The 15,260-nt window shown below is 60.8% G+C and carries 11 protein-coding genes and 1 pseudogene; 3 read left to right on the top strand and 9 right to left on the bottom strand.

Translation table 11 applies throughout. The features are described from left to right. The 6 genes and pseudogenes from QZ268_RS13240 to QZ268_RS13215 all read right to left on the bottom strand — a co-directional run. A pseudogene (locus tag QZ268_RS13240) lies at positions 1–255 on the bottom strand (glyoxylate/hydroxypyruvate reductase A); the annotation flags it as partial. Further along, on the bottom strand, positions 252–1,397 hold the full coding sequence (gene rodA / locus QZ268_RS13235) for a rod shape-determining protein RodA (protein ID WP_295453400.1): 1,146 nt from the start codon (positions 1,395–1,397) through the stop codon (positions 252–254). The gene rodA and the pseudogene QZ268_RS13240, both read right to left, overlap by 4 nt. Next, entirely contained in the window at positions 1,394–3,340 is a 1,947-nt protein-coding gene (gene mrdA, locus QZ268_RS13230; RefSeq protein ID WP_295453397.1) for a penicillin-binding protein 2, read from the bottom strand. The genes rodA and mrdA overlap by 4 nt, the downstream gene beginning before the upstream one ends. Further along, positions 3,337–3,876, bottom strand: coding sequence for a rod shape-determining protein MreD (locus QZ268_RS13225; RefSeq protein ID WP_295453394.1), 540 nt, complete (start codon positions 3,874–3,876; stop codon positions 3,337–3,339). Before QZ268_RS13225 ends, mrdA begins: the two co-directional genes overlap by 4 nt. Further along, the gene (gene mreC, locus QZ268_RS13220) at positions 3,869–4,834 is read right to left on the bottom strand and encodes a rod shape-determining protein MreC (RefSeq protein ID WP_295453392.1); all 966 of its coding nucleotides are present in this window, start codon (positions 4,832–4,834) and stop codon (positions 3,869–3,871) included. The genes QZ268_RS13225 and mreC overlap by 8 nt, the downstream gene beginning before the upstream one ends. A gap of 64 nt (positions 4,835–4,898) precedes the next feature. Next, positions 4,899–5,948: a rod shape-determining protein gene (locus QZ268_RS13215; protein WP_009809486.1), complete on the bottom strand. Its 1,050-nt coding sequence runs from the start codon at positions 5,946–5,948 to the stop codon at positions 4,899–4,901. Between the two features lie 291 nt (positions 5,949–6,239). Between QZ268_RS13215 and rlmJ the strand changes: the two genes are divergently transcribed. After that, a complete protein-coding gene (gene rlmJ, locus QZ268_RS13210) occupies positions 6,240–7,028 on the top strand; it encodes a 23S rRNA (adenine(2030)-N(6))-methyltransferase RlmJ (RefSeq protein WP_295453387.1) in 789 nt (262 codons plus the stop codon). Positions 7,029–7,123: 95 nt separating this feature from the next. Here the strand turns inward: rlmJ and QZ268_RS13205 are convergent, their stop codons facing one another. Together QZ268_RS13205 and QZ268_RS13200 are read right to left on the bottom strand one after the other, a co-directional pair. After that, positions 7,124–8,698: a 2-isopropylmalate synthase gene (locus QZ268_RS13205; RefSeq protein WP_295453384.1), complete on the bottom strand. Its 1,575-nt coding sequence runs from the start codon at positions 8,696–8,698 to the stop codon at positions 7,124–7,126. 424 nt (positions 8,699–9,122) lie between these two features. Continuing rightward, positions 9,123–10,574 (bottom strand): 2-isopropylmalate synthase, encoded by a 1,452-nt coding sequence (locus QZ268_RS13200; protein WP_295453381.1) that lies wholly within the window; start codon positions 10,572–10,574, stop codon positions 9,123–9,125. 195 nt (positions 10,575–10,769) lie between these two features. Here QZ268_RS13200 and QZ268_RS13195 point away from each other — a divergent pair, with 195 nt between their 5' ends. Both QZ268_RS13195 and QZ268_RS13190 read left to right on the top strand, forming a co-directional pair. Next, positions 10,770–12,428, top strand: coding sequence for an NAD+ synthase (locus QZ268_RS13195; protein ID WP_295453378.1), 1,659 nt, complete (start codon positions 10,770–10,772; stop codon positions 12,426–12,428). A 195-nt stretch (positions 12,429–12,623) separates the two neighbouring features. Continuing rightward, positions 12,624–13,934: an FAD-binding oxidoreductase gene (locus QZ268_RS13190; protein ID WP_295453376.1), complete on the top strand. Its 1,311-nt coding sequence runs from the start codon at positions 12,624–12,626 to the stop codon at positions 13,932–13,934. Between the two features lie 63 nt (positions 13,935–13,997). Here the strand turns inward: QZ268_RS13190 and QZ268_RS13185 are convergent, their stop codons facing one another. Then, positions 13,998–14,930, bottom strand: a complete 933-nt coding sequence (locus tag QZ268_RS13185) for an MBL fold metallo-hydrolase (RefSeq protein WP_295453374.1) — start codon at positions 14,928–14,930, stop codon at positions 13,998–14,000. Positions 14,931–15,260 lie beyond the last annotated feature (330 nt).

Here is a 15,260-nt window from a genome sequence, read left to right as displayed (position 1 = left end):
GGGCATGGTGAGGGTCGGGTTGGTGATGATCGTCTCCACCCCGGCCCAGAGCCCGAGCGCCGCCTTGGCCCGGACGTAACCCGAGAGGTCGACCTGTCCGCCGAACGGGGCGTAGACGATGTAGTCGACCGTCTCCGGCGGGTGGTCCGCCGCGAGCTCGGCCTCGACCCCCAGCGCCGCAAGCGCCCCGCGAAGCGGCTCGCGGTACTCCTCGAACCGGGCCGCATCGGTGATGAATTGCACTTTTACGATCATTTTGAGCGTGCCCTGTGGATATGCGCCGATTGAACCAGTCCGAATCCGATCATCAGCACCAGCATGGCCGATCCCCCGTAGCTCACCAGCGGCAGCGGCACCCCGACCACCGGCGCCAACCCCATGACCATCGACATGTTCACGGCAAAGAACAAAAAGAAGGTTAGCGCGACGCCGAGGCTCACCAAAGAGGAGAAGCGATCTTTGGCGGCCAGCGCGGTGGCAACGCAAAACACGATGATCAGCACATAGAGGCTCAGCAGGGTGAGCCCGCCGATAAAGCCGAACTCTTCGGCCAGGGTGGTAAAGATGAAATCGGTGTGTTTTTCCGGCAGGAAGTTCAGCCGCGATTGGGTGCCCTGCATGTAGCCACGCCCGGACCAGCCGCCGGACCCCAGGGCGATTTTGGACTGGGTGATGTGATAGCCGGCCCCCAAGGGGTCTTGTGACGGGTCGAGGAAGGTGTCGATGCGCAGATATTGATAATTCTTCAGCAGCTGCCAGTCGGTGCCGCGGCTTTGAAAGACAGCCGCCACCAGGCCGAGACCGGCGGCGATGACGGCGGTGAAATAGGCCCAGTGCACTCCGGCCAGAAACATCACCCCACCGCCGGCTGCCATCAGCAGGATCGAGGTCCCGAGGTCAGGCTGGCGCAGCACCAGGAAGGTGGGGAACAGGATCATCAGCACCGGTACCAAGACCCAGACCGGGCGCGAGCTGCGTTCTGCTGGTAGCCAGTCGTAATAGGCTGCCAGCAACATAACCAGAGTGATCTTCATCAGCTCAGAGGGCTGCAATCGCATAAACCCCAGGTCGATCCAGCGCTGCGCCCCCATGCCGACGGTGCCAAAGAACTCAACCGCCAAGAGCAAGACTACGGAGGTCAGATAGGCCAGGATCGAGATGTTCCGCCAGAACCAGATCGGGATCAGGGCTACCACCAGCATTACGCCCATGCCGAGCAAAAAGCGTTTGAACTGCGGTTCGGCCCAGGGGGAAAAGGACCCGCCCGCCACGGAATAGAGCATCAAAAAGCCGACCCCGGCCACCGAGGCCAGCAGCAGGGTCAGGGGCCAGTTCAGGTATAAGATCTTGCGCAGGCCCGAGGGTGTCGATTTGGCGTTATACTCTAGATAACTCATGCGCGGTCACTGTCCGGGTTTTCGGCACGTTTGGCACGTTCGCGCGCTAACCTGTCCTGTTGCGCCTTGATCCGCTTGCGGTCGCCTTTGGGGTAGGCCTCCAGCGGTGGGGTGCCGTTATAAAGCGCTTGCAACATCACATCGCGGGCAATCGGGGCAGCGACGCTGGAGCCGCCGCCGCCGTGTTCGACAATCACCGAAACCGCAAATTTGGGGTCGTCAAAGGGGGCAAAGCAGACATAAAGCGCATGGTCCCGGCGCTCCCAGGGCAGATCCTTGTTGCGGATCACCCCGGCGGCGCGTTCGGCGGCAGTGATGTTGCGCACCTGGCTGGTGCCGCTCTTGCCCCCCATGCGCATGCCTTCGGCGATAATGCGCGAGCGGTAGCCGGTGCCGCGCCGGTCATTGCTGACCGAATACATGCCACGGCGAACCATGCGCAGATTGTTTTCATTCAGGCCTAGGCTTTCACCCGCGCCTGAGGGTTGCTCAATGCCATCGATGGATTTGATCAGTCGGGGCGACAGGTTGCGCCCGGTGGCCAGTCTGGCGGTCATTACCGCCAGTTGCAGCGGCGAGGCCAGTATAAAGCCCTGGCCGATCGAGGCATTGACGGTATCCCCCACCAGCCATTCCTGGCCTTTTACCCGTGATTTCCAGTCGCGGTTGGGGGCCAGCCCGCTGGCCACCGCTGACATTGGCAAATCGTGACGTACCCCCAACCCCAGCCGATTGGCCATGGCCGAGATCTTGTCGATGCCGACCTTGATCGCCAGGTCATAGTAATACACATCGCAGGATTGCTTGAGCGAGGTGTTGAGGTCGACATGGCCGTGACCAGCGCGTTTCCAGCAGTGGAACCTACGTCCCGAGACCTCTAGGTGGCCGGGGCAATAGACAGTGTCTTCCGGCCCGATCAACCCCTCTTCAAGGGCGGCGAGGGAGGTCACCATCTTGAACGTCGAACCGGGAGGGTAGGTGCCCTGCACGGTCTTGTTGGCCAATGGGCGGTAGGGATCATCGGTCAGCATGCGGTAGTCGGCCACTGAGATGCCGCGCACAAATTGGTTGGGGTCAAAACTCGGCGCTGAGGCAATGGCGCGCAGATCGCCGTTTTCACAATCCATCACCACCACGGCGGCGCTTTCTTTGCCCAGCCGCGCCTGGGCATAATTTTGCAGCTCGGTGTCCACTGCCAGCTGCATATCAGCGCCAGCCTGACCTTCTTTGCGGTCCAGCTCGCGCATCACCCGGCCACCGGCGTTGACCTCGATGCGCTTGGCCCCGGCGGTGCCGCGCAGCAGGTCTTCGCGCTTGGCCTCAAACCCGACCTTGCCGATCTGAAAGCGTGGAATGCGCAGGGTGGGATCAGGCGCTTCCAGTTTGCTGAGATCATAATCCGACACCGGACCCACATAGCCCACCACATGGGCAAAATCATCGAGCTGGGGATAGATCCGGGTCAGGCCCACTTCGGGGGTGATGCCAGGCAGGGCGGGGGCATTCACCGCAACCTTGGAGATGTCCTCCCAATTCAGCTGGTCGGCCAGGGTAATCGGCAGGAAGGGGCGGCCACGGCGAATTTCAGTACGGGCGCGCTCGATGTCCTCGGGCGGCAGTGGGATCAGCTCAGACAGCTTGCCGATGACCTGCTCAACGTCGCCGGCATCTTCGGGGACGATGATGATCCGGTAAGAGGGCGAGTTATGGGCCAACACCCGACCGTTTCGATCAAAGATCTCGCCGCGTGCCGGCGCCAGCAGGCGGATATTGATGCGATTTTCTTCGGCCAGCAGGCGAAACTGGTCCGCCTGGTCGATCTGCAAGTACCGCATCCGTGCGGCCAGCGCCCCCACCAGCCCAAGTTGCATCCCCCCCAGCAGCAGGGCGCGGCGGCTCAGCTTGCGGTGGGCGCCTTCCTGATCTTTGGGGGAACGTCTCATTTGCGGGCTTCCAGAATTTCGGCTTCGGCGGCAGAGAGTTTGCGCACGCCCAGAAGGCTTTGGCTGAACAGGGCTACCAGTGGGTAGGCGGCAATTGTTGCAAACATTTCGATCACAGACAAGCTCAGCGGGGCGCGGGGAATGGTAAAGAGAGACAGGGTCAGACGGTTCAGCAGGGTGATGGCGATGATCACCAGGGCAACCGACAGCCATTCCGCGACAAAGGGGGTTTCATGCTGTGGTTGCGCCCGTGCCCGCAGGAATTCGCAGCCAAGCACCACCAGCAGGGTCAGCAGACCCGGTGGGCGTTGAAACAGCAGATCGGCGATCAGCAGCACCGGAATAAGAATAAACACCGGCACATAGTCCGGGCGGCGCAGGGACCAGGCCATGGCCAGGCAGATAATCAGATCCGGCGGTGCCCAGCTGCTGGCCTGGGAATTCAGGGGCAGCAGGTGAAAGAAGATGGTTACAAAGGCAAGCGCTGCAAAACAAACCCGCATGAGCTGAATTCTGCCTGGGGTGACCTCAGCCATTGTCCGCTCCGTTTCCACCGGGAGCGACCGCCCCGTCGGCGGGGGTGTCCGTGCCAAGCTCGAGATCGCCGGGACGAGATCTGGGGGTATTGGCGCCGGGAGCCGGGACGATCAGCCCGCCGGGATCGCGGATCACCTGGGTGCCATGGTGGCGCAGAACCCGCAGGAACTCCAGCCGTTCATAATCTGCCGACAGCCGCACCCGCATGCGGCCACTGCGATCCAGCGTGGCTTGCCCGACCAGCAGACCGGCAGGAAAGACATCGCCATCGCCAGAGGTGATCACCCGGTCGCCGGGGCGCACCAGATCATCATTTTCCAAAAAGGTGAGCAGGGGGGCAGTACTGTTGTCGCCTGTCACCAGCGCTGTCTGCCCCGAAGGCTGGATGGTGACTGGCACCGCGCTGGCGGCATCAGTCAACAGCACCACCCTGGCCGTATTGCGCCCGGTGCCGGAAATGCGCCCTACCAGGCCGATGCCATCCATGGTGGCCCAGCCATCCTGGATGCCGTCGCGGGCGCCCACGTTCAAAATCACCGACTGACGAAACGGCGAGCCGCTGTCAGCCATGACCACGCCGGTAATAAATGTGAGTTTTGGATCAAGCCGCACGTTGTTCAGATCCAGCAGCCGGGCGTTTTCCTGCTCCAGCTGCAGGGCGGCCTCTTTCCAGGCCCGCATCTGCCGCAACTCAGAACGCAGCTCGCGGTTCTGGTCGCTCAAACGCTGGTAGCTTTGGAAATCCCGGAACAGGTTGATGGCCCCCGTTACGGGCACCATGGCCCAGTCCATATTAGGCACCACCGCGTCGATCAGCTGTGCGCGAAACCGTTCGACCCTTGGGCTGTCGATCCTCCAGACCAGAAACAGTGCAGCCAGACAGAGACAGGCCAGCACCACCAGCAGGCGGCGCAGCGGGGTTGTATAGTCTTCGCGCTGGGAGCGATCTTTGGCCAAGGGGCTCCTTTCCGACGGCTGTCACTGCCCCGCATGGTTCTGCGCGGGCAGGGCAGATTTTGGCTTAGCTGTCGTAGTCGATGGCGTGGCGCAGCTGCTTTTCGAACTCCAGCGCCTTGCCGGTGCCAAGTGCCACACAGTTCAGGCATTCATCCGCAATCGAGACGGCCAGCCCGGTCTGTTCGCGCAGCGCAAGATCCAGATCCCCCAGCAGCGCACCGCCCCCGGTGAGCATTACGCCCCGGTCGACGATGTCAGCGGCCAGATCCGGCGGTGTTGTTTCCAATGCGGTCATCACCGCTTCGCAGATCTGCTGTACCGGTTCTGCCAGGGCTTCGGCGACCTGGGCCTGGCTGATTTCGATTTCTTTTGGCACGCCGTTCAGCAGGTCGCGCCCGCGGATCTGCATCGACTGGCCGCGGCCATCGTCGGGCATCCGGGCGGTGCCGATCGAGGTCTTGATCCGTTCGGCAGTGGCTTCGCCGATCAGCAGGTTCTGCTGGCGGCGCAGGTAAGAGATAATGGCTTCGTCCATCCGGTCGCCGCCCACACGTACCGAGCGTGCGTAAACGATGTCGCCCAGCGACAGAACCGCAACCTCGGTGGTGCCGCCGCCGATATCAACAACCATGTTTCCGGTGGGGTCGGTGATGGGCATGCCAGCGCCAATGGCGGCGGCAATGGGTTCGGCGATCAGACCAGCGCGTCCAGCCCCCGCAGACAGCACCGAGGTGCGAATTGCGCGTTTCTCAACCGGGGTGGCACCATGGGGCACACAGACAATGATCTTTGGCTTGCGGGAGAAAGGCGAACGTTTGTGGACCTTGCGAATGAAGTGTTTGATCATTTCTTCGGCGGTGTCAAAATCGGCAATCACCCCTTCGCGCATGGGGCGGATCGCCTGAATGCTGCCCGGGGTCCGGCCCAGCATCAGCTTGGCGTCTTCGCCAACTGCCAGAACTTTTTTCACCCCGTCTTTGATGTGATAGGCCACCACAGAGGGTTCCGAAAGGATCACGCCGCGGCCTTTGACATAGACCAGCGTATTTGCGGTGCCGAGGTCGATGGCCATGTCCGTGGTGAACAAACCGCCAAGATTTCCGAAAAGCGCCATAAAAATAGGATCCTATTGAACTGCAACGTGGGGCGACTCCGCGAGGGCCGCAGATCAAGGTCTTATACCAGCGCAGCCCTGCCGCGAAAGGGCGTTTTAAGGTCAACTAGCGCCTTTTCGCCGGCCTGGGCGATATTCTGGGCATCGGACTTGCGCTTTGCCGGGGGCAGGGCAATGGGCAGACCCCACCCCAAGCAGGCAGGTGCCGAGATCCCACCGAGATCCCACCGAGATCCCACCGGGTGTCTTTCGAGGTTTCGTATGGTGCAATTTCAGGCTAAAGCCGGTGCTATGCTATCCTATCAACATATCTATCACGCCGGAAATCTGGCCGATGTGCAGAAACATTCGCTGCTGGCGGTGATTCTGTCCTACCTCACCCGCAAGGACAAACCGGTCAGCTATATCGAAACCCACGCCGGGCGGGGCCTGTACCATCTGGATGCGCCGGAGGCGGTGAAAACCGGCGAGGCGGCGGCGGGTATTGATCGCATTCTGGGCGATGGTCTGTTGCCAGTCGAGCATCCGCTGCGCCAGGCGCTGGCGGCCTGTCAGGCAGCGCATGGCGATATGGCCTATCCCGGCTCGCCGCTGATTGCCTCGACCCTGCTGCGCCCGCAGGACAGCCTGCATTTTGCCGAGCTGCATCCCGGCGAACATGACGCCCTGCGGCAGGCGCTGCCACGGGGGCGGGCCAAGGTGCATCTGCAGGACGGGTTTGAGCTGGCTCAGTCCCTGGCGCCGCCCACCCCGCGGCGTGGCGTGTTGTTGATTGATCCAAGCTATGAAATCAAAAGCGACTATGGCCGCATCCCCGGCATCATCGCCACTCTGCATCGCAAGTGGAACGTCGGCATTATTGCCCTGTGGTATCCGATCCTGAAGGATGGTGCCCATGGGCCGATGCTGCGGGCGCTGGAAAACCAGGACCTGCCCGGTGCCCTGCGTCACGAGGTGCGGTTTCCACCAGCGCGCGAAGGGCACCGGATGATTGGCTCTGGCATGTTTGTGGTCAATACGCCCTTCGGCACCGAGGCCGAATGTGCCCGCCTGGACGCGCTTTTTGCAGCGCTGAGCTGAGCTGCGGGGCTTTTGCCTGTCGTCGGGTATTTGCACATCATGCGCCACATTGCTGTGCGGCGCATGTTGCTGTCACGCTGCCATAAGGCTTACCCTCAGGTGACGTCTTTGTATGAGATCTCGCGGGTGTCGACGCCTTCGCCGACTTTGCCGCGCCGCACGATCACCCGGTTCAGCGCGTTGATATAGGCCTTGGCCGAGGCCACAACCGTATCGGTATTGGCGCTCTCGCCGGTGGCGATGATGCCCTCCTCTTCCAGCCGGACCGAAACAGTGGCCTGGGCATCGGTGCCTTCGGTCACTGCGTTCACCTGATACAGCTGCAAGCGGGCGGTGTTTGGATAGAGCTTGCGGATCGCCTTGAAGGTGGCATCCACAGGGCCGTCGCCGCTTTCCACCGCTGTCAGGTCTTTGCCGTCGATTTCCATCTCAACCGTTGCCTCTGCCGGGCCACCAGTGCCACAGACAACCTTCATCGAGACCAGCTGCAGATGGTCATTTTCGGCATCCTCACCAACCCTCATGAGGGCGACAATATCGTCGTCAAAGACTTCCTTCTTGCGGTCGGCCAGTTCTTTGAAGCGCACAAACAGATCTTTCAGCTGGTTGTCGCCGACTTCAAACCCCAGAGTGGTGAGCTTGTCGCGCAGGGCCGCGCGGCCCGAGTGTTTGCCAAGCGGCAACGAGGTGCCGGCCAGACCCACATCTTCGGGGCGCATGATCTCAAAGGTTTCCTTGTTCTTGAGCATGCCATCCTGGTGGATGCCGCTTTCATGGGCAAAGGCGTTCTTGCCGACGATGGCCTTGTTGAACTGCACGTTGAACCCCGAAACGGTGGCAACGCGCCGCGAGATATGCATGATCTTGGAGGTGTCGATGCCGGTCACCCAGGGCATGATGTCACTGCGTACTTTCAGCGCCATCACCACCTCTTCGAGCGCGGTATTGCCGGCCCGTTCACCCAGGCCATTGATGGTGCATTCGATCTGACGCGCACCACCGGCTACGGCCGCCAGCGAGTTTGCCGTCGCCATGCCAAGGTCATTGTGACAATGGGTGGCAAAGATCACCTCATCGGCGCCGGGAACTGTTTCGATCAGGCGTTTGATCAGATCAGCACTCTCAGCCGGGGCGGTATAACCGACAGTGTCGGGGATGTTGATGGTGGTGGCACCAGCCTTGATGGCGATTTCAATCACCCGGCACAGGTAGTCCCACTCGGTGCGGGTGGCGTCCATCGGTGACCACTGCACATTGTCCACCAGGTTGCGCGCATGGGTGACGGTTTCGTGGATCTTGTCGGCCATCTCATCCATGGAAAGATTGGGAATGGCGCGGTGCAGCGGCGAGGTGCCGATAAAGGTATGGATGCGCGGTCGCGCAGCGCTGCGCACGGCCTCGGCGCAGCGGTCGATATCTTTAAAATTGGCACGGGCGAGCCCGCAGATCACCGAATTCTTTGACCGCTCTGCGATTTCGCTCACCGCCTTGAAGTCGCCTTCAGAGGCGATGGGAAAGCCGGCTTCGATAATGTCGACGCCCATGTCATCCAGCAGCTCGGCAATCTCGAGTTTTTCGTCATGGGTCATGGTGGCGCCGGGGCTCTGTTCGCCATCACGCAGGGTGGTGTCGAAGATCAGCACGCGACCTTTGTCGGTAACATTTGTCATTTTGAAATCTTTCTAGCTCTGTCCTGAAGTCCATTTCTGGGGGTGTGTTCTGACGCGTAAATCCATTCTCCTCTGAGCGGACGCGCCAAAAGGCACGCTCAGAGGCGGACTAGGAGCAGTAGTAGGGCGCGCAGAGACACAGCACGCGACGCGGCGTTGGTCATGGGGATATCTGCGCAAATGGTCATGGGGTGATTTATACAGAGGCCGGGGTGAATGAAAAGAGAGAATTTTGCTGCTTTGGACAGCGGCAAGCGCTCAATACCGCAGCAACACTGAGCGGCTTGCTGCTGCGTTACTGCTGCCTTGGGGCAGGCCTTGGCGATGCGGGATCAGCGCGTTGCTGTTGCATCCGCACTTTCAGGCCAAGATTGCAGGCCAAGATTGGCACGTCGGCACCTATCTTGGCCTTGCCCGATGGGGGTTAGGTGTCGTCGGCGGTGTTTCCCTCGGCCTCGGCTGCCGATCCATCTGCACTGGGAGGCGCGCCCTTATCCCATTCGCCACTGACAGTTTGGCCGCTGACATAGGTCATGGTGCCGGCCCCCTGGCGTTTGCCGTTCACAAAGCTGCCGACGTAGACATCTCCGGTGGCATAGGTGGCGGTGCCTGAACCGGTGATCTTGCCTTCGCTCCAGTCGCCTTCATAGGTAAAGCCGTTGGGCATCTCGATCTTGCCCTTGCCATGGCGCTGGCTGTTCACGAAGCTACCGCTGTAGATCGAGCCATCCGCATAGGTTACACGGGCCTCGCCGTGGCGCTGCCCATCCTTCCAGCCGCCATCATAGCGATAGCCGCTGGCGTCCGTCATGACGCCCTGACCATGGTTGCGGGCATTCTGAAACGCGCCCGTGTAGGTGACCCCATTGGGATAGGTGGCGGTGCCATTGCCTTCGATCACTCCGGCAATCCAGTCGCCTTCATAGGTCGAGCCATCGGGATAGGTGATTTTGCCGGTGCCATGGGACAGATCATCCTGAAACTGCCCCACATAGACCGAGCCATCGGGATAGGTGACGCGACCATTGCCCTCGATCTGGCCCGCCAGCCAGTCGCCGGTATAGGTATAGCCGTCGGTTTTGGTAAAGGTGCCGGTGCCGTGGCGCAGGTCATCCTGGAACATGCCTTCATAGACGTCGCCATTGGCATGGGTCTGGGTGCCAATCCCCTGGCGCCGCCCCTGGTCGAGCGGACCGGTGTAGACATCGCCGTTGGGCTGGGTGAGGGTGCCGATGCCGTGCATCTGATTGCCGACCCACTCGCCTTCATAGTGCAGCCCGTCGGGCATCTGCAACGTGCCGGTGCCATGCAGCAGACCGTCGACAATATCGCCCTGATAGGTGGCGCCATCGGGATAGGTAATGGTGGCGGTCCCCTCTTTGCGACCTTCGATCCAATCCCCGTCGTATTCATAGCCGCCGGGGTTTTGCATCACCCCTTTGCCCTGGTGCTCCCCCTGAACAAAGCTGCCCTCATAGCGCACCCCATTGGCATAGACTGCGACGCCCTGGCCATTGATGACGCCGGCCATCCATTCGCCCTCATAAGTGCCGCCATCCGAGAGCGTGATCTTGCCCAGACCTTCGGGTTTTCCCTTGACGAACTCGCCTTCATAGACCGCGCCATTGGGAAAGCGTGCAACCCCCTGGCCGAGAATTTCCCCATCGACCCAGTCGCCAGAGTATTCATAGCCATTGGGCAGGCGATAGGTGCCGGTGCCATGCTGCACGCCGCCGCGGAAGGTGCCCTCATAGACCCCGCCGATTTCGTCCTCACTGGTGATGATGGTGCCATCCTGGGCCCAGAGGGGGCTGCCGGTGGCGCTGGCCAGGGTCAGAAAGGAAAGGATCGCAAGCGTTCTGCTGTAACGGGTCATAAAAACCTCTGTCTTACCTGTGCCAGTCTGAAACCAGCGCGGGATTTGCGTTTGCCAATGGGTGACTTGTGGGCGACTTGCTAGGAAACTAAGCGAGCAACACGCGTGTCGCAATGTCTTTTGCACTCGGCCCTTTTCCTTGGCTCCTGATCTGATAAACGACTGGGAACATGTTTTGCAAAGGGCTTGTGCAGAATGGCTGATCGTTTCCGGGTGACACTGGCGCAATTGAACCCCACCGTCGGGGATCTTGTTGGCAATGCTGCAAAGGCGCGGACGGCCTGGGCCGAGGGGCGCAAGGCCGGGGCCGATCTGGTGGCGCTGCCGGAGATGTTTCTGACCGGTTATAACACCCAGGATCTGGTGATGAGGCCAGTGTTCCAACAGGCCGCTATGGCCGCCGCCGAACAGCTGGCACAGGACTGCGCCGATGGTCCGGCGCTGGCAATTGGCTGCCCCTGGGTCGACGGGGATAAGCTCTTTAATGCCTATTTGATCCTCAAGGGCGGCAAGATTTCTTCGCAGTGTCTGAAGCACCATTTGCCCAATGAAACCGTGTTTGACGAGGTGCGGATTTTTGATGTGGGGCCTCTGGGCGGTCCTTATGCGGTGGGCGATACCCGCATTGGCTCGCCGATCTGCGAAGATGGCTGGCACGAGGACGTGGCGGAAACCCTGGAAGAGACCGGCGCAGAATTCCTGCTGATTCCCAATGGCTCGCCCTATTACCGCAACAAGATGGAAGTGCGGCAGAATCACATGGTGGCCCGCGCGGTAGAAACCGGCCTGCCGGTGATCTATCTCAATCTGGTTGGCGGTCAGGATGACCAGGTCTTTGATGGCGGCACATTTGTGTTGAATCCCGGCGGGGCTCTGGCGCTGCAAATGCCGGTGTTTGACGAGGCAATAACCCAGCTGGATCTGCAGCGCACCCCCGAAGGCTGGCGCGCTGTTGAGGGCGAAAAGGCCCATCTGCCCGATGAATGGGAGCAGGACTATCGCACCATGGTCGAATCCTTACGTGACTACATGGGTAAGACCGGGTTCAAAAAGGCGCTGTTGGGGCTGTCGGGCGGGGTGGATTCCGCCATTGTTGCCGCCATTGCCGTGGATGCGATTGGCGCCGAAAATGTGCGCTGTGTGATGCTGCCCTCTGAATACACCAGCCGGGAATCGCTGGATGACGCCGAGGCCGTGGCCGAAGCCCTGGGGGTGCATTACGATTATGTGCCCATTGCCGAAGGCCGCAGTGCCATCTCAAACACGCTGGCGCCGCTGTTTGCCGGGCGCGATGAAGACCTCACCGAGGAAAACATCCAGTCCCGCCTGCGGGGGCTGTTGCTGATGGCGATGTCGAACAAGTTTGGCGAGATGCTGCTCACCACCGGCAACAAATCCGAAGTGGCCGTTGGCTATGCGACCATTTATGGCGACATGAACGGTGGCTACAACCCGATCAAGGATCTCTATAAAACCCGGGTGTTTGAAACCTGCCGCTGGCGCAATGGCAATCACCGCCCCTGGATGATGGGCCCGGCAGGTGAGGTGATCCGCCCCAATGTGATCGACAAGCCGCCCTCGGCTGAGTTGCGCGACGACCAGAAAGACAGCGATAGCCTGCCGGACTACCCCGAGCTGGACGCCATTCTGGAGATTCTGGTCGATCAGGACGGCTCAATCGCGGATTGTGTGGCCAAAGGTTTCGCGCGCGAAACAGCCAAGCGGGTCGAGCATCTGATTTATATCAGTGAATACAAACGCTTTCAGTCGGCCCCGGGTGCACGGCTGTCTCCACGGGCCTTTTGGCTTGATCGGCGCTACCCTATTGTCAATCGTTTTCGTGACTCTTCTTAACTATTATATTGAGACCAGGCCGCGCGATCTTGGTGCTTTGGCACCTGATTTGGCCTGATTTTATTCGCTTCACACAAAAAGCTATGTCCCAAGAGTGCCAACCATGCGTCCGAAAAATCACATTTTGTTCCCGGCCTGCCGGGGGGCTGTTTTGTCCTCTGGACCAAAAGCCAGCGGCGCGGCATAGACCATCTCATGCCTGGACCTAAGCTGCCCTATTTCCAAGCCGATCTAGCCCTGCCCAAACGCGTTGATGCGGTTGTTGTTGGGGGGGGGATCATTGGTGCCTCGACGGCACTTGAACTGGCCGAGCGCGGGGTTTCCGTGTTGCTGTGCGAAAAGGGTCAGATTGCAGGCGAGCAGAGTTCACGCAATTGGGGCTGGGTGCGGATTTCCCAGCGAGACCCGCGCGAGCTGCCACTGATGGCAGAGGCGATGAAAATCTGGGAGGGGCTGGAGGCGCGCACTGGCCATCCCACCGGCTATCAGCGCTCTGGTATCCTCTACACTGCCGAAAGCGGCCGCGAAGAGGCAAAGCTGGAAGCCTGGGCACCGCATCTGGCGGCGCTGGACCTGCCGGGGCAAATGCTGCGTGGTGATCTGCTGAAGCCGGTGATGCCCGGATATCAGGGCAAAGTGATCTCCGGCTACTACACCCCGCTTGATGGGCGTGCCGAGCCGCAATTGGCCACTCATGCCATTGCGCGGGCAGCGCAGGCCGCAGGGGCCAAGGTGATGACGGAATGCGCGGTGCGCGCGGTTGAAACCGAAGCAGGGCGGGTCAGCAACGTGATCACCGAACGGGGGCGGGTGGCCTGTTCGGCTGTGGTGGTCGCGGGCGGCGCCTGGTCGCGGCTGTTTCTGGGCAATGCGGGGGTCTCTCTGCCGCAGCTCAAAGTCTTGAATTCCGTGCTGCGGACCTCGGCGGTTCAGGATGGGCCGGAAACCGCGATCTGGAGCAATGGTTTTTCGCTGCGCAAGCGGCTGGATGGCGGCTATACCATTGCCAATGGCACAGAAAACATCGTCGATATTGTTCCCGATACGCTGCGCCTGGGGCTGAAATTCCTTCCCAGTTATCTGCAGGAATGGCGCTCGCTTCAGCTGCGTCTCACGGGGTCGGGCCGGTGGCGCGAAGAGGCGGCGCAGGACCGGCGCTGGACGCCACAGCAGACCACGCCATTTGAAAACGCCCGGGTGCTTGATCCTGCACCGTCGCAAAAGGCGATCAAGCAAGGCTGGGAAGCGGCGCAAAGGGCCTTTCCGGTATTGCAAGGTGCCGATGTGGTGCAGAGCTGGGGCGGGATGATTGATGTCACACCGGATGCGGTGCCCGTGATTTCGCAGGTGGATGATCTGCCCGGGTTGTTTGTCTCCACCGGATACAGCGGCCATGGGTTTGGCATCGGTCCGGCGGCGGGACGTCTGACAGCGGATCTGGTCACCGGGGATGCGCCCGTGGTGGACCCACATGAATTCCGCCTGTCGCGGTTTTGGAAAAAATAGATTAGGAGCTGCCGCGGCGTTTGCGCGGCAGCTCCTTTCGTTTTATCCGAGTTTTGTTTGGGTTTAGCCCATCATCTGATAGCTGACAGGCACAAAGCGGAAACCGGAGCCGCGTGTTTCCACATAGCCGGCCGCCGGAAAGGGCATGTGGTAGCCGATCATCGGCGTGCGGGTGCTGGCGAGCATATCGAGGATTTTCCGCCGCGCGCCGGTCGCGGCCTCTTTGTCCATGTCGAACTTCACCTCCCAGTCCGGGTGGGCAAAGGACCAGACATAGTGATTGGCCAGATCTGCGGTCAGCATCAGCTGCTGCCCGCCGCTGTCAAGCATGTAACCCATATGGCCGGGGGTATGGCCAAAGCTGGCCACCGCGCTGATCCCGGAAGCAACCGAGCCGCCATCCTCCAGAAACGAGAGCTTTTCGGCAAACGGTGTCACTTTCTTGGCCATCAGATCGCCTATGCGGTTGCCTGCTGCCTGTGTGCCCCAGAAATCAAACTCCTGACGCCCGGTGATATAGCGCGCCTTTGAGAAGGTTTCTGCCCCCGCCGTGGTCATGCCACCGATATGATCCGGGTGCATATGGGTGAGCACAACCACGTTGATATCCTTCGGGGTCAGGCCCACCTCGGCCAGCGCCATCTGAATGCCGCCCTGGCCCAGGCCGGTATCAAACAGGATCTTCTCTTGACCAGTGTCGACAAGTGTTGGGGTAAAGAAGAATTGCGCAACGTCGGTGGGAATGAAGTTCTGGGCCGAGGTGGCGGCGAACTCGGCATCACTGGCACCGCCGCCAAAAATCGGCTGCGGGTTTTCGACGGGTCGGCTGCCGTCCAGCAATGTGGTGACGGTAAAGTCGCCAAGTTTGAAGCTGCGCGTGTGGGATGCGGGGGCCTTGGCCAGCTCGGCGCTGGCACTGGCGCTGCGGGCGGTTGCGGCCAGAGGCAGGGCTGCGGCGGCGGTTAGGGCGGTACGGCGGGTGAATTTTACGGTCATGGGGAAGTCCTTTCTGCCAAGGTGGCGGTGGATTGGATGTCGCCGGTTTGGCGAATTCAAAGGGTCACTTGGAAGGTTCGCGTCTTGATCGTCGCTGAGAGCCTAGCCGAGCATGGCGCAAATCAAAGAGGTTTAAGGCCAACCTCACGCAACTGTGTGTCGGAGTTTTAAGCGGGGGGCCTTCTAGCTGGGTGTTTTATGGCTCGGGGCGCCGGCCTGTGGCGGGTTTAGTCGGCGCAAAGCATAGCGCATAACTGCGGCGATTGTAGCGGCAGGGATGCGGCGCGGCAGGTGGCAAAAACTGGACAAAGCCAGCCCTATGTGAGATGG

Source organism: uncultured Pseudophaeobacter sp., assembly GCA_905479575.1.
In the GTDB taxonomy this organism is placed as follows: domain Bacteria; phylum Pseudomonadota; class Alphaproteobacteria; order Rhodobacterales; family Rhodobacteraceae; genus Pseudophaeobacter.
This window is presented reverse-complemented; position numbering and strand designations above follow the sequence as displayed.

Excerpts from the sequence above, each read along its gene's own strand:
- mrdA (WP_295453397.1), bottom strand. The coding sequence starts at position 3,340 with ATGAGACGTTCCCCCAAAGATCAGGAAGGCGCCCACCGCAAGCTGAGC.
- QZ268_RS13190 (WP_295453376.1), top strand. The coding sequence starts at position 12,624 with ATGCCTGGACCTAAGCTGCCCTATTTCCAAGCCGATCTAGCCCTGCCC.
- QZ268_RS13215 (WP_009809486.1), bottom strand. The coding sequence starts at position 5,948 with ATGGCGCTTTTCGGAAATCTTGGCGGTTTGTTCACCACGGACATGGCC.
- rlmJ (WP_295453387.1), top strand. The coding sequence starts at position 6,240 with ATGCTATCCTATCAACATATCTATCACGCCGGAAATCTGGCCGATGTG.
- QZ268_RS13185 (WP_295453374.1), bottom strand. The coding sequence starts at position 14,930 with ATGACCGTAAAATTCACCCGCCGTACCGCCCTAACCGCCGCCGCAGCC.
- QZ268_RS13200 (WP_295453381.1), bottom strand. The coding sequence starts at position 10,574 with ATGACCCGTTACAGCAGAACGCTTGCGATCCTTTCCTTTCTGACCCTG.
- rodA (WP_295453400.1), bottom strand. The coding sequence starts at position 1,397 with ATGAGTTATCTAGAGTATAACGCCAAATCGACACCCTCGGGCCTGCGC.
- QZ268_RS13195 (WP_295453378.1), top strand. The coding sequence starts at position 10,770 with ATGGCTGATCGTTTCCGGGTGACACTGGCGCAATTGAACCCCACCGTC.
- QZ268_RS13205 (WP_295453384.1), bottom strand. The coding sequence starts at position 8,698 with ATGACAAATGTTACCGACAAAGGTCGCGTGCTGATCTTCGACACCACC.
- QZ268_RS13225 (WP_295453394.1), bottom strand. The coding sequence starts at position 3,876 with ATGGCTGAGGTCACCCCAGGCAGAATTCAGCTCATGCGGGTTTGTTTT.